This window comes from Elizabethkingia occulta (assembly GCF_002023715.1).
Taxonomy (GTDB): Bacteria; Bacteroidota; Bacteroidia; order Flavobacteriales; family Weeksellaceae; genus Elizabethkingia; species Elizabethkingia occulta.
In genome coordinates this window covers 436,342-449,962 of record NZ_MAHX01000013.1, presented here as the reverse complement: position 1 = coordinate 449,962, position 13,621 = coordinate 436,342, and the positions used below count along the sequence as shown (strand labels likewise).

Below are 13,621 nucleotides of genomic sequence, written 5' to 3'. Positions count from 1 at the left end.
TTCCTTCTCCTTTTTCAAGCATATCGACCTGTTATATTTCAGGTCGACATATGATTTATTACATAGCTAATAACTTTTATTATGTATATTATTTCAATAAATTAACTAAAATTAATAAATATTCGACAACAATATAATTAAATTGATTCTAAATTAGAAGTTAAAGGTATAAAATAACTCTTAGCCCTTGCGGCACAGTAATCTACCCCAATCCTATTTTTCTATATTTCCACATTTCCCACCATTATTCCGCGTTTGTTCATTTAACTTTTCGTAACAACTAAAAGCTTTTAATTATCATTAAATCAACATTTAACAGAATAAACTTTCGTTTCATTCAAAAAAATAGTTATTTTAGTATCAGTAAACTAAATCACAAATAAATTATGAGATCTAAACTATTAACCGGTACCTTTTTGGGTATTGCACTATTTGCTTTACAATCGTGCAGAGAAAACAACATCACAGCAGAAGAGTCTGTTTCACCACAAGCTAAAGCTTCCGCTGTCACTGGTTCTACATTCAGCGTACCTGTCGCAGGGAATTCATTCCTAACAGTAAAACCTTCCGGAGCCAATGAGGTGATTACTTCCACCAAGCTGGGTAACTGGACCAATTCCAACACTGTTATCAGTACATATTTCAGGGTGAGCAATCCCGGAACCATAAGTATCGGACTAAAAGCATCTGTTCCGTCCGGAACCAGTGTTGTAAAAGTAACTGTGGGAAATGTTTCAAAAAATGTTACTTTAACCGGATCTGCCAATACCAGCTACACTGCAGGAGATTTCAACATTTCTTCTCCGGGATATGTAAAAGTAGATTTACAAGGAGTTTCTAAAACCGGAGGTTACTTTGCCGATGTAACCGACATTACATTCGGTGGTACCGCAGCCTCGGGAACCAACATCTTTAGTAATGATACATCTTATTATTACTGGGCACGCAGAGGACCTTCATGTCACTTAGGTTATACAATCCCTACAAGCAGCAATGTAAGCTATTATTATAATGAAGTAACTGTTCCGGTTGGAGAAGACAAAATCGGTTCTTACTTTATGGCCAATGGTTTTGGTGAGGGTTATTTTGGTATTCAGGTAAATTCGGCTACAGAAAGAAGAGTCTTGTTCTCAGTATGGAGCCCCTTCCCTACGGATGATCCTAACAATATTCCACCGGACCACAAAATAATATTAAACAAAGCCGGAAGTGGTGTTACAATTGGCGAGTTTGGTAACGAAGGCTCCGGAGGACAGAGTTATTATAAATACAACTGGACAGCCGGACAAACCTATAAATTCTTATTAAAAGGTGAACCAGACGGAACTGGAAAAACGGATTATACAGCATGGTTCCTTTCTCCGGATACAACAACATGGAAGCTTATCGCCAGCTGGAAGAGACCACAAACCAGTACTTACCTGAAAGGTTTCTATAGTTTTGTGGAAAACTTCAATCCTGAAAACGGATACATGGGAAGAAAGGCTAAATTTAAAAACCAATGGGTAAGAACATCAGCAGGAAACTGGCAGGCTGTATCTGCAGCTAAGTTTACTGTAGATGCTACTTATAATGCACAGCAAAGAATTGATGCTATGGGCGGAACAAACGGAAACAGTTTCTTTTTACAAAACGGAGGTTTCTTTAGTACTATCGTAGCTCCAGGCACTCAGTTTTCTGTTACGGCACCTACGCAGGCACCTGATATAGATTTCTCCACACTGCCTTAATAAAACAACATTCACATATTAGCATTTTATAGCTGCTATTACTTCATGAAGTAATAGCAGCTTTTTTTCATAAAACCTCATCTTATTTTTCACAAAAGCATTATCCATGCGGAATATCACATATAAAATATTCCGTGATAACTCTAAAAAAACGTAAATTAGTAGTTTTTGAAAACTAATTATATCCTCTCACCATTTCTGGCTTGTGCCTGACTTATACAATATGGAAACAAAAATGTACGAGAACCTTCAGGAAACACTCTCATTTTATGGTATTAATTGTCATAAGCCTTATTATATTTCTTCAGGGAATCCTATTTTCCAGTTTCCGAAAAGACCTTTCCGTATAGATTTTTATGCTTTCTGTATTTGTACTGAAGGCAATACTGATGTAGAAATAGACAATCAGAAGTACAATATAACCCAGAATAGTTTTCTTATTTCGGCACCATCCACAGTTATTAAGTTTCTGCACACAAGCAAAGATTTCAGGATGAAGCTTTTGTTTTTTGACAAGAACTTTCTACTTAAAAATATTATAGATCCTTTTTTCATTGAAAAACTGGGCTTATTCAGAAGTTTAACGTTCAGTATTATCAGTCCGGACCAGGATCAGGCGTTCAAGTTGCTCCGATTATTAAAATATTTGCAGGATAAAACCGGAATAAACGGGCGCTTTTCTGAAGATATTGTTCGTACTATAATATTCAATTTGTTATTAGAAACCGCAGAAATTATTAATTCAGAAAAAGAAAATACTTCTGAAGAAATCTTCTCTGAAGGGAATAATCTGTTCCTTAAATTCACACAACTGGTGCAGAATAATGTAATCCGGCATAAAGATATTCAGTATTACGCAGACCAGTTATTTGTTACCGGGAAGCATCTTATTAAATTAGTAAAAAGAGCTTCCGGAAAAACGCCCCACGAAATCATCAATGAAGCCTTGCTAAAAGAAGCTTTTATATTGCTGAATAACCCCGGAATTACTTTCACCGAAATAGCTTATCAGCTCAACTTCAGTTCAGTTTCCGCCTTCGGAAGATTCTTTAAGCGTTATTCCTCACTTTCCCCTACGGAATATAGAAAACAGCAAAATTTATAGGTAAGGAAATTGAGTACAACTTTGGCGAACTTTGGCTTGCAGTGAAAGCCTGATATGGCAGTAACTTCGTTACAAGAATTACAAACAACTGCAATATGAACCCAATAACTTCAAAATTCGACAAAGTACTAAATGCTTCTCCTGAATACGGACATGTGAACCACGAACCGGATTCCAGCAAAGAACAGCAACGCAACACGCCACAAAAGTCTATGCCTTTTTCTGATCAGATCGGAAATTATCAAAGAAACAAGGGTATCCCTGTACAATCATATGACAACAGTAAGATCTATATTATAGGAAGTGGTATCGCCGGAATGTCTGCAGCTTATTATTTTATACGCGATGGGCATGTTCCTGCAAAAAACATCACCTTCCTGGAGCAATTGCATATTGATGGCGGCTCATTGGACGGTGCCGGAAATCCAACAGACGGTTATATTATCCGTGGAGGCCGTGAAATGGATATGACGTACGAAAATCTTTGGGACATTTTCCAGGATATTCCAGCATTAGAAATGCCGGCTCCTTACAGCGTACTGGACGAGTACAGATTAATAAACGATAACGACTCCAACTATTCCAAAGCCCGGTTAATCAACAACAAAGGCGAAATAAAAGACTTTAGTAAGTTTGGACTGAACAAAATGGATCAGTTAGCTATTATAAGATTGTTACTAAAAAATAAAGAAGAGCTGGACGATTTAGCAATCGAAGATTATTTTAGTGAATCCTTCCTGAAAAGTAATTTCTGGACTTTCTGGAGAACGATGTTTGCCTTTGAAAACTGGCACAGTTTACTGGAACTAAAGCTGTATATGCACCGATTCCTTCATGCTATAGACGGACTAAACGATTTATCTTCACTGGTATTCCCTAAATACAATCAGTACGATACTTTTGTAACTCCTCTTCGTAAATTTCTTCAGGAGAAAGGTGTTAATATTCATCTGAATACCCTGGTAAAAGATTTGGACATCCACATCAATACCGAAGGAAAAGTTGTAGAAGGAATTATCACCGAGCAAGATGGTAAGGAAGTAAAAATTCCTGTTGGTAAGAATGACTATGTAATTGTAACCACAGGTTCTATGACGGAAGATACTTTCTACGGAAATAATAAAACAGCCCCTATTATTGGTATAGATAATAGTACAAGCGGACAAAGTGCCGGATGGAAATTGTGGAAAAACCTGGCTGCAAAATCAGAAATTTTCGGTAAACCGGAGAAGTTCTGTAGCAATATCGAGAAGTCTGCATGGGAATCTGCAACGCTTACCTGTAAACCCTCAGCACTTATCGACAAACTGAAAGAATACTCTGTTAATGATCCTTATTCCGGAAAAACCGTTACTGGTGGGATTATTACGATTACAGATTCCAACTGGTTAATGAGCTTTACATGCAACAGACAGCCACACTTCCCGGAACAACCGGATGATGTACTGGTACTTTGGGTTTATGCATTATTCATGGACAAAGAAGGAAATTATATTAAAAAGTCAATGCCGGAATGTACCGGAGACGAAATCCTTGCTGAGTTATGTTACCATTTAGGAATCGAGGATCAGCTAGAAAATGTACAGGAAAATACAATTGTAAGAACGGCATTCATGCCTTATATAACTTCTATGTTTATGCCAAGAGCCAAAGGCGATCGTCCAAGAGTAGTTCCTGAAGGCTGTAAAAACCTGGGACTGGTAGGTCAGTTTGTAGAAACCAACAATGATGTAGTTTTCACCATGGAAAGCTCTGTAAGAACAGCAAGAATTGCCGTATACAAATTACTAAACCTCAACAAACAGGTTCCGGACATTAATCCGCTTCAGTACGACATCCGACATCTGCTGAAAGCTGCAAAAACACTGAATGATGACAAACCATTTGTAGGTGAAGGCTTGTTGAAAAAAGTCCTTAAAGGAACTTATTTTGAGCATGTACTTCCTGCAGGCGCAGAAGAGGAAGAAGAACACGAATCCTTCATTGCTGAACATGTAAATAAGTTCAGAGAATGGGTAAAAGGAATAAGAGGATAATAAATACTTTCAGAGGCGGTAATAGATTAATTACCGCTTCTGAATATTTGCATTAAAAACAAATTATAAAAAACATTTAATATGAACTTTCAAAACATAACCGTAGCAGGAAGCGGTGTATTGGGCTATCAGATTGCTTTTCAAACCGCATTTCACGGATTTAATGTAACCGTTTATGATATTAACGACGAGGTGCTGGAAAAAGCAAAAGCCAAATTCAACATTCTGAGTGAAGCCTATAAAACAGACTTGAAAGCAACACCGGAGCAGTTAGATGCTACTTTTAAAAATCTACAGTATACAGCAAACCTGGCTGAAGCGGTAAAAAATGCTGATCTATTAATTGAAGCTGTACCGGAGAGTCCACAGATAAAGATAGACTTCTACGAAAAGCTAAAAAGTGTAGCACCAGAGAAAACAATTTTCGCGACCAATTCTTCTACGATGCTACCAAGTCAGTTTGCAGAAAGCACCGGACGGCCGGAGAAATTTCTGGCACTGCATTTTGCCAACGAAATCTGGAAACACAATACCGCCGAAATTATGGGACATCCGGGTACAGATAAAAATGTATTTAATGATGTTGTCGCTTTTTCAAAAGCCATAGGTATGGTTGCGCTTCCGTTACAAAAAGAACAGCCCGGATACATTGTAAACTCCTTGCTCGTTCCTTTACTAAGTGCCGCAACTAATCTACTTGTAAATGAAGTAGCTGATGCGGAAACAATAGACAAAACATGGATGGTAGCTACCGGAGCTCCGACAGGACCTTTCGGAATTCTGGATATTGTAGGAATTACTACTGCATACAACATCAACAAAATGGCGGCAGATGCTACAAATGATCCGTTAAAAATAAAAACAGTGGAATATCTGAAAACAAACTTTATCGATAAAAATAAGCTTGGTGTTTCAACCGGTGAAGGTTTTTATACTTATCCGAATCCTGCTTATAAAAAAGATGATTTTTTAAAGTAAATTAGCTTCAGAATATTTTATAACAGCTAATCCCTGATATGGTTACACAAACTTCAGATTATATTCAGCACAACGGAATATCACAATCGAAAGCTACAGAATCTTTCTATACATTGTTTCGTCCGGAAGGTAGAAATATAAAAGCAACGCTCCTTATTTTGCATGGCATGCAGGAGCACAGCGGACGTTATACCGAATTTGCTCAATATCTGGCTGAACAGGGATTAGCTGTTATCACTTACGATCATCTCGGGCATGGCAAAACAGCCAAAAACCGTGAAGACCTGGGCTTCTTCCAGATCAGCAATCCGGCACAGCAGGTGGTAAATGATGCTGAAAATATAGCCGATTATCTGGAGAAATTATATCCCGACGTTCCACATTTTCTCTTAGGACATTCCATGGGATCTTTTATTGCACGCTGCTTATTGCAACAGGCATATTCCAGATTCAGCGGAGCCATTATTGTAGGAACAGGAGGCAAAGTTCCCGGTGCAAAATTTGGAAAGGCTATTTCCGCATTGTTAAATAAAATCACACCTCATTACCGCAGTAATTTTATCAACACTTTCTTCAATAAACAAAATAACCTGCGTTTCAAAAATGAGCCCGCAGAAAACGGCACTAACTGGCTTAGTGTTGACAGAAACAACCGACAAGTGTTTTTACAGGATGAATTATGTGGTATTCCTTTCAGTATCAATGGATTTTACACGCTGTTATCGGTTAATGTAAAAGCTACAGACAGAGTCTGGGCGAGAACTTTACCCCAAACATTTCCTATGCTATTTATTAGTGGCAGCGACGATCCGATTGGTAATTTCGGCAAGGGTATTCAACAAACCGTTTCATATTTGGAACAAGACGGTTTTAAAAATATTAGCATGAAACTGTATACCGGAATGCGCCACGAAATACTTAATGAAACTGATAAACAGGATGTCTACAAAGACATTATCAGCTGGATTGGAAAACATCTTTAAAAGTTATCCACGAAGTCCTTTTGAAAAAAGGTTCTGAATAAAATCGTCAAAAGCTTTTTTATAGCTCCTTCCTATCGGGACAGATTGTACATCTACCACAACCTCATCAGGGCCAAATGCTGTAATATATTCTGAATTGATCATGAAAGACCGATGAATCCTGATAAAACCTTCGCCAGACAAGTACATTTCCATCTCTGTCATTGTACTTTTTGTAATAATCTCTGTTTTATTTTTCAGAATGACCTTGATATCGTTCCCCTGACTCTCCAGACAAACTATATCTGCCAATATTACTTTTCTTTGCAAGCCTTCAGATTTCAGAATGATAAATTCTGCAGTTTCTTCTTTCTGGTTATTTCTGAGTACTCTCTCTACAGAACGGAAAAAGCGTTCAAAGGTTACGGGCTTCAGAAGATAATCCACAGCTTCCAGTTCGAAACCTTCTAATGCAAACTCACGATATGCCGTTGTAAAAATTGTTTTAGGTCTCTGTGATAAAGATTTTAAAAACTCTATTCCATTCAGATCCGGCATATGAATATCCAGAAACATAAGATCGACTGCTTGGGTTTGCAACAACCGATATGCTTCCATTGCATTTCTGGCGGTACCAACAATACAGAGGTTTTCGATTTTGGAAATATGATTTTCCAAAAGTTTTATTGCCAAAGGCTCATCATCTACAACAATACAATTAATCATGAAAGGCCGGAGTAATCAATTCTACAATAAATCTGTTCTGCCTATGCAAAATACTAAATGTAAAATTATTTTTATAATACAATTTCAGTTGTTCCTTCATATTATCCAGTCCTATCCCGCCAGCATTACTTTCAATATTTGGGGGACATGTATTTTCAACTCTCAAAACGGACTGTTCCGGAGTTGTTTTTATATCAATATAAATTTCTGCTCCTTCACTCATTTTGCCGGCTCCGTGTTTGAAAGCATTTTCTACAAGTGAAAGATAAATCAGGGGCGGAATAACATTCGGACTCTCCAGTTGTGTATGCAAATTCAGCTGAAGTCTTTCGTCATAACGCAGTCTCTCCAGTTCGATATAGTTATTTACAATCGTCAGTTCATCGGAAACAGTGGTCATTTTATCCTGACCTTTGTATAAAATATAATCCAGAATATCCGAAAGGCGGCTAATGGATTCCGAAGTTTTCTCCGGGTCTAACAATGACAATGAATAAATATTGTTCAGAGTATTAAACAGAAAATGGGGATTCAACCGGGATTTTAATGCCTGAAGCTCCAGTTCTGCTTTTTCCTTTAATAACTTTTCATGATTCTGCTTCTCATTACGATACCTCAGCATAAACATGATGGAAATAAAAATAAAAGATCCGGTAATAATAGGAAGTGTATAATGGAAAAAAAGATATTTTAAATCTGTAAAAATGCTGAGCAATCTATCCTGTGGATAACTCACAAAGAAAGGCTCGGCTACATATATAATAAATAACCGGTTAATTACCGATATACCATATAATGACAATAGCAGATATACTGAGAATTCAACATATCTTCTGTTGTCAAAATACTTCCGGACCAGAATGTAATAAATAAAATTGGCACCTATAATCTGAAAAATCCAATGGCAGAAATCATAGATAATCATTTCACGGAAATCAGGATTCTCGTGCTCACCATAATTTCTGGCTGTAACAAGCAGAAATAAAGCAACCCAAAAGAATACCTGAAAATATAGAGATTGCCTGACAGGTTTTCCGGATAATATTTTTACCATACTCAAAATTAAAAATTCCGCCCCTACAATCAACACTGCTGTGATAAAATCTGAATAATTAAGGATAGACAACGCAAATAAAATGTCAAACGATTTTTAAAGTTATCCACATTAGAATTGGTGCTGTCTGTCTGCATAGACAAAATTCTGTCTTCTATTTCTAAATCTTTGCTAAAAAAACAATGAATACTACTCCATCTGAAAGATTAAACGGGCTAGACCATCTGCGGGCATTAGCCATTGTACTAGTGCTTATGTATCATTACCGGGCCTTTGATCATCCTGACTGGATAGACACTATTGGAAGATTTGGCTGGATTGGGGTCGATCTATTCTTTGTCCTGAGTGGTTTTCTTATATCCGGCCAGCTATTTGACAGCATAAAAAAATACAACAACATTCCTCTCCGGTCTTTTTTTATCAAACGATTTTTCAGGATTATTCCGCCGTATTTTTTCACACTGTTTCTTTATTTCTGCATCCCTGTCTTCCGGGAAAGAGAAGCATTATCACCTTTATGGAAGTTTGTTACTTTCACTCAGAATTATGGACTGGACGTTATTAACCGTGGTACTTTTTCACATGCGTGGTCTTTGTGTATCGAAGAACAGTTTTATTTATTCCTGCCTTTCTCTCTTTTATTGTTAATAAAAACAAAGAAACTACCGTGGATAATGTGGCTTGCTCCGCTTCTGATCATTATTTCAATTATTCTTCGTTTTATAGCATGGAATGAATACATTATTCCACATCTCAATTCCGATAAATTCTGGTTAGAGTGGTATATGAAAATTTATTACCCGACTTACACCCGACTGGATAGCTTAGCAATCGGCGTACTTATCGGCTATCTTCACCATCATTCAGCTACATTCAAAAGATTTATCCATTCAAACGGAAATATTCTTTTCTTTAGTGGAGCTATACTTCTCGGGCTATCACTTTTGTTCTGCAGTGATCAGGCTTCCATGCATGCTTCCATTTTTGGTTTTACGGCTGTAGCCATTAGTTTTGGTATCATTCTACTATCAGCAATTTCGGAATCTTCATTTCTTTACCGTTCTCATTCATGGATTACAGTTCAGCTTGCCAGCCTGTCCTATGCTGTTTATCTTTCTCATAAAGGGATTATTCATATCATTCAAAACCTTGCTGAAAGTTCTATAATTCCTACCTCCGGAATACTGATGCTTTCTATCTGTCTGGCAGGTTGTATCCTGACCGGAATTCTCTATCGCTATGTTATTGAAAGGCCTGCATCCCGGATTAAAAATAAAATTCTGGGTAAATAATAGTATGCTCCGTTCTAATTTTACTAATTTAGAACCCGGTAATTTTAATGCACACAACAAAAAAACTGGAAGAATGGATCGATATGTATGGTCAGAAGCTTTTTGACCGTGCTTTCTATTTATTGTCTAACCGGGAAGATGCCGAAGATGCCGTTCAGGAAGTTTATGTCGCAGCCTATTCAGCAATGGATGGTTTTCAGGAAAAAAGTGCTCCGCTTACATGGCTTATGGGCATTTTACACCATAAAATTACAGACCTCTACAGAAAGAAGTATAAAGGAAATCCACAGGTAAGTCTTGATCATTTTTTTGACAACCATGAATTCTGGAAAGATCCCGACGGCGTTCTCCTGCAATGGGATATGAATGAAACTTCACTTCTGGATAACGAAGCTTTTAATGCCTATCTGAAAAAATGTCTGGAAGAATTGCCGGACAGATGGCTTACATTGGTAAAGCTTACTTATCTACAGGAAAAAAAATCAACAGAAATTTGTCAGGAAACCAATGTTTCTCCGACTAATTATTGGAAAATATTACAACGCAGCCGACTCCAGCTTCGGGAGTGTTTACAATTTAACTGGTTCGGAAAAGGAAAATGAGCACCTTAAAGAAAATATTACATGTCCTGATACTGCCTTGCAGTAAAGCAACTTTTTTAATAGAAAAAAGGATGCATTCGCCATTGACTTTTTCTGAAAAAACTCAGTTGAATGCTCATTTATTTTTATGCAAATGGTGTATGGTTTATGAGAAAAAAGCACAGTTTATTCATGTGGCACTCCGCAATATGATCAGAAAAAAAGAATCTGAAGCAGCAATTTATACCATTGATAATAAACAACTTAAAGAAGAAGTACTAAAAAAAATAAAAAAATAATTACTTTCTGCTGTCAGGATTTTGTTTTTCTGCCGACTATAGTTCCAAAAGGAATATAAACCGCAAAAAACACAACGAATATGCTGACCAAAGTACCTTCTTCATCTAACCGCAATTTTTTAACTGGTTATTACATCTCACTCTACGGAGTAGCACTTGTCTTATTATGGATAGGAATTTTCAAATTTACTCCTACTGAAGCTGCCGCTATAAAACCATTAGTAGAGAATCATCCGTTAATGGGATGGCTATACCATATATTCAGCATTCGGGGAGTATCTAACCTCATCGGTATTGTCGAAATTCTGACAGCGCTGGCAATTCTATTTGCTCCTTACAGACATTTTTTCAGATTAATTGCTTCTGCAGGAATACTGATCACGTTCATTACCACCCTTAGCTTTCTGTTTACAACTCCGGGAACATGGAGGATTGTAGACGGAATTCCGGTAACTGACTTTTTTATCCTGAAAGACCTTGTTTCTCTAGGATTCGGACTTATGATTTTACAATTCCCAATATACACATCAAAATGAAAAAAATAGCAACAGGTTTCCTGATCCTTATAACAGGACTTATATTACTCATCAGCTGGAAGCAGGACAAACCAGCTCAAAAAGCTAAAACAATGACTGATCCCAAAATGCCGTCTGCGGACATTTATTTTGCCGGAGGCTGCTTCTGGGGAACCGAACATTTCTTTAAACAGGTAAGAGGTGTAACAAGAACTGAAACGGGCTACGCCAATGGAAACATAAAGAACCCTGATTATAAAACAGTTTCGTCGGATGACACTGGCTTTGCAGAAACAGTAAAGGTAACCTACAATCCTGATATTATCAGTCTGGATCTGCTAATAGAATTGTACTTCAAAACAATAGATCCTACCAGTATGAATAAGCAGGGAAATGACATGGGCACACGTTACAGAACGGGAATCTATTACAACAATAAAAATGACTTATCCACAATACAGTCTGATGTGAATAAATTATCAAAAGCCTATAAAAAGCCTGTTGTTGTAGAAGTAAAGCCATTGAAAAATTTCTATAAAGCGGAAGATTATCATCAGGATTATCTGGGGAAAAATCCCGGCGGCTATTGCCATATAGAACCCGGATTATTTGAATTGGCAAGAAAAGCCAATCCTCCTCACAGCTATCAGAAACCGGATGACAAAACACTACGCAATAAGCTAACGGCCGAGCAATATGAAGTAACCCAGCACAATGCCACTGAACAGGCATTCAAAAACCAGTACTGGAACGAGTTTCGGGAAGGAATTTATGTGGACATTACCACCGGAGAACCATTGTTTGTTTCCACAGACAAATATGAATCAGGCTGTGGCTGGCCAAGTTTTTCGCGCCCCATTAGTGAGGCTCTTGTTCAGGAAAAAACAGATAACTCTCATGGAATGGAACGTACCGAAGTAAGAAGCAAAACCGGAAATGCGCATTTAGGCCACGTCTTCAATGATGGTCCTCAGGACAAGGGTGGTCTAAGATACTGCATCAACAGTGCATCATTAAAATTTATTCCGAAAAATGAAATGGAAAAACAAGGGTATGGAAAATACCTTTCATTAATAAAACCAATAAAAAAATAAGCACAAACCAAAAGCAACACTTATGAAAAAAGTATTTCTTTCAGCCATTCTAATGGCTGGTACTGCGGGAATATTATCTTCCTGCAACGACAGCACCAACGACGTGACACCTCAGCCACAGCAAGGTACATTCACAGTAGAAAATGTAGTACAAACCAAAGATTTTGTACAAAGTGGTGACTTCCGGGGAACAGGAAGTGCAACAGTCCAATTACCGGTTGTACTACCGGGACAAAGCATCAGCTTTAAATTCAATGCAGGAAAAGGCCAGCGACTGATGTTTGCGACGATGTATGGTGCTTCTAAGGACTGGTTCTTTGCACCTGAAAATCCTGGAATAAAGCTGTATAACGACAACGGAACTCCTGTAACCGGAGACATTTCTGCACAGATCAAACTGTGGGATAATGGCAGCAAAGATAATATTACCGGGAATCCGGAATCTAATCCTGTTGCCATGGTTCCGAATGTTGATGCATCTAAACTGATGAAACTGAATCTGACTTATGATGATACAGCATCTGAATTTACCCTTAGCATTACCAATACTTCGGGAGGTACCATGAACGAAACGCCTTTCTCTCCAGGTGTTTGGGCTGTATCCAATATATTAGGCGGAAAATTATTAAATGAAATGCCTTTCTATAAAGCCGGAGAGAAATCCAATCCTGAGATTACAGCTATTGCGGAAAGCGGAAACAACGCTTCTCTGGCAAGCAAAACTAAGAGCAATACCGGAATTATTACAGGACTTTCGCCCGTATTAGTGGTAGTTTACAAAGGAGATACAAATCCTATATACAAAGTTGGAGCGAAGGATATGGGAATGGGGCTAAAAGATATTGCCCAGAAAGGTGATGCTACAAAACTAAAAGATGCTTTAACCAGACCTGGAGTAAGCGTTTATGTATTAGGAAATGCTCCTATAGCCCCTGGTGCAAAAGTTTCTGCGAATATTACCACAACTCCCGGAGATAAAATTGCCTATGTAACGATGTTTGGCTATTCAAATGACTGGTTCTATGCTAATGAAAGCGAGGTTACAGCAAATACAAAAGGAGATCTAACTGCCAAGACAGCATTATTCGATGACGGAACTGGTGTAGATCAGTATCCTGGTGCCGGAAATAAGCAGGCTTTATTTGGCGGAACTCCAGCTCCTGAGGATAAAAATATTATTAAGGTTGATAACACTTACCCGGTACCACAGGTTTCTTCTGTTCTGAAAATAACTTATCAGTAATTCATA

The 13,621-nt window shown here is 37.8% G+C and carries 13 protein-coding genes; 11 read left to right on the top strand and 2 right to left on the bottom strand.

Translation table 11 applies throughout. From position 1 onward, the window contains the following. Positions 1-386: 386 nt before the first annotated feature. The 5 genes from BAZ10_RS08430 to BAZ10_RS08410 all read left to right on the top strand — a co-directional run bounded on the left by BAZ10_RS08430 (position 387) and on the right by BAZ10_RS08410 (position 6,832). A complete protein-coding gene (locus BAZ10_RS08430; protein ID WP_078771666.1) occupies positions 387-1,730 on the top strand; it encodes a DUF3472 domain-containing protein in 1,344 nt (447 codons plus the stop codon). Between the two features lie 223 nt (positions 1,731-1,953). Next, the gene (locus tag BAZ10_RS08425) at positions 1,954-2,835 is read left to right on the top strand and encodes a helix-turn-helix domain-containing protein (RefSeq protein ID WP_245803779.1); all 882 of its coding nucleotides are present in this window, start codon (positions 1,954-1,956) and stop codon (positions 2,833-2,835) included. A gap of 95 nt (positions 2,836-2,930) precedes the next feature. Next, the gene (locus BAZ10_RS08420) at positions 2,931-4,871 is read left to right on the top strand and encodes an oleate hydratase (RefSeq protein WP_078771665.1); all 1,941 of its coding nucleotides are present in this window, start codon (positions 2,931-2,933) and stop codon (positions 4,869-4,871) included. 81 nt (positions 4,872-4,952) lie between these two features. Then, a complete protein-coding gene (locus tag BAZ10_RS08415) occupies positions 4,953-5,849 on the top strand; it encodes a 3-hydroxyacyl-CoA dehydrogenase (protein WP_059323461.1) in 897 nt (298 codons plus the stop codon). 38 nt (positions 5,850-5,887) lie between these two features. After that, on the top strand, positions 5,888-6,832 hold the full coding sequence (locus tag BAZ10_RS08410; protein ID WP_078771664.1) for an alpha/beta fold hydrolase: 945 nt from the start codon (positions 5,888-5,890) through the stop codon (positions 6,830-6,832). 3 nt (positions 6,833-6,835) lie between these two features. Here the strand turns inward: BAZ10_RS08410 and BAZ10_RS08405 are convergent, their stop codons facing one another. Both BAZ10_RS08405 and BAZ10_RS08400 read right to left on the bottom strand, forming a co-directional pair. Then, the gene (locus BAZ10_RS08405; protein WP_078771663.1) at positions 6,836-7,537 is read right to left on the bottom strand and encodes a LytR/AlgR family response regulator transcription factor; all 702 of its coding nucleotides are present in this window, start codon (positions 7,535-7,537) and stop codon (positions 6,836-6,838) included. Beyond that, positions 7,530-8,591 (bottom strand): sensor histidine kinase, encoded by a 1,062-nt coding sequence (locus BAZ10_RS08400; protein WP_078771662.1) that lies wholly within the window; start codon positions 8,589-8,591, stop codon positions 7,530-7,532. Before BAZ10_RS08400 ends, BAZ10_RS08405 begins: the two co-directional genes overlap by 8 nt. 182 nt (positions 8,592-8,773) lie before the next feature. Between BAZ10_RS08400 and BAZ10_RS08395 the strand changes: the two genes are divergently transcribed. The 6 genes from BAZ10_RS08395 to BAZ10_RS08370 all read left to right on the top strand — a co-directional run bounded on the left by BAZ10_RS08395 (position 8,774) and on the right by BAZ10_RS08370 (position 13,615). Then, the gene (locus BAZ10_RS08395; RefSeq protein WP_078771661.1) at positions 8,774-9,883 is read left to right on the top strand and encodes an acyltransferase family protein; all 1,110 of its coding nucleotides are present in this window, start codon (positions 8,774-8,776) and stop codon (positions 9,881-9,883) included. A gap of 47 nt (positions 9,884-9,930) precedes the next feature. Beyond that, a complete protein-coding gene (locus BAZ10_RS08390; RefSeq protein ID WP_078771660.1) occupies positions 9,931-10,485 on the top strand; it encodes a sigma-70 family RNA polymerase sigma factor in 555 nt (184 codons plus the stop codon). Continuing rightward, entirely contained in the window at positions 10,482-10,763 is a 282-nt protein-coding gene (locus BAZ10_RS08385) for a hypothetical protein (RefSeq protein WP_078771659.1), read from the top strand. Before BAZ10_RS08390 ends, BAZ10_RS08385 begins: the two co-directional genes overlap by 4 nt. 80 nt (positions 10,764-10,843) lie before the next feature. Then, positions 10,844-11,299, top strand: coding sequence for a DUF417 family protein (locus BAZ10_RS08380; protein WP_078771658.1), 456 nt, complete (start codon positions 10,844-10,846; stop codon positions 11,297-11,299). After that, positions 11,296-12,372 (top strand): peptide-methionine (R)-S-oxide reductase MsrB, encoded by a 1,077-nt coding sequence (gene msrB, locus BAZ10_RS08375; RefSeq protein WP_078771657.1) that lies wholly within the window; start codon positions 11,296-11,298, stop codon positions 12,370-12,372. The genes BAZ10_RS08380 and msrB overlap by 4 nt, the downstream gene beginning before the upstream one ends. 22 nt (positions 12,373-12,394) lie before the next feature. Further along, positions 12,395-13,615, top strand: a complete 1,221-nt coding sequence (locus tag BAZ10_RS08370; RefSeq protein ID WP_078771656.1) for a spondin domain-containing protein — start codon at positions 12,395-12,397, stop codon at positions 13,613-13,615. Positions 13,616-13,621 lie beyond the last annotated feature (6 nt).

Coding starts and splice junctions, on each gene's coding strand:
- BAZ10_RS08430 (WP_078771666.1), top strand. CDS start 387: ATGAGATCTAAACTATTAACCGGTACCTTTTTGGGTATTGCACTATTT.
- BAZ10_RS08425 (WP_245803779.1), top strand. CDS start 1,954: ATGGAAACAAAAATGTACGAGAACCTTCAGGAAACACTCTCATTTTAT.
- BAZ10_RS08420 (WP_078771665.1), top strand. CDS start 2,931: ATGAACCCAATAACTTCAAAATTCGACAAAGTACTAAATGCTTCTCCT.
- BAZ10_RS08415 (WP_059323461.1), top strand. CDS start 4,953: ATGAACTTTCAAAACATAACCGTAGCAGGAAGCGGTGTATTGGGCTAT.
- BAZ10_RS08410 (WP_078771664.1), top strand. CDS start 5,888: ATGGTTACACAAACTTCAGATTATATTCAGCACAACGGAATATCACAA.
- BAZ10_RS08405 (WP_078771663.1), bottom strand. CDS start 7,537: ATGATTAATTGTATTGTTGTAGATGATGAGCCTTTGGCAATAAAACTT.
- BAZ10_RS08400 (WP_078771662.1), bottom strand. CDS start 8,591: ATGGTAAAAATATTATCCGGAAAACCTGTCAGGCAATCTCTATATTTT.
- BAZ10_RS08395 (WP_078771661.1), top strand. CDS start 8,774: ATGAATACTACTCCATCTGAAAGATTAAACGGGCTAGACCATCTGCGG.
- BAZ10_RS08390 (WP_078771660.1), top strand. CDS start 9,931: ATGCACACAACAAAAAAACTGGAAGAATGGATCGATATGTATGGTCAG.
- BAZ10_RS08385 (WP_078771659.1), top strand. CDS start 10,482: ATGAGCACCTTAAAGAAAATATTACATGTCCTGATACTGCCTTGCAGT.
- BAZ10_RS08380 (WP_078771658.1), top strand. CDS start 10,844: ATGCTGACCAAAGTACCTTCTTCATCTAACCGCAATTTTTTAACTGGT.
- msrB (WP_078771657.1), top strand. CDS start 11,296: ATGAAAAAAATAGCAACAGGTTTCCTGATCCTTATAACAGGACTTATA.
- BAZ10_RS08370 (WP_078771656.1), top strand. CDS start 12,395: ATGAAAAAAGTATTTCTTTCAGCCATTCTAATGGCTGGTACTGCGGGA.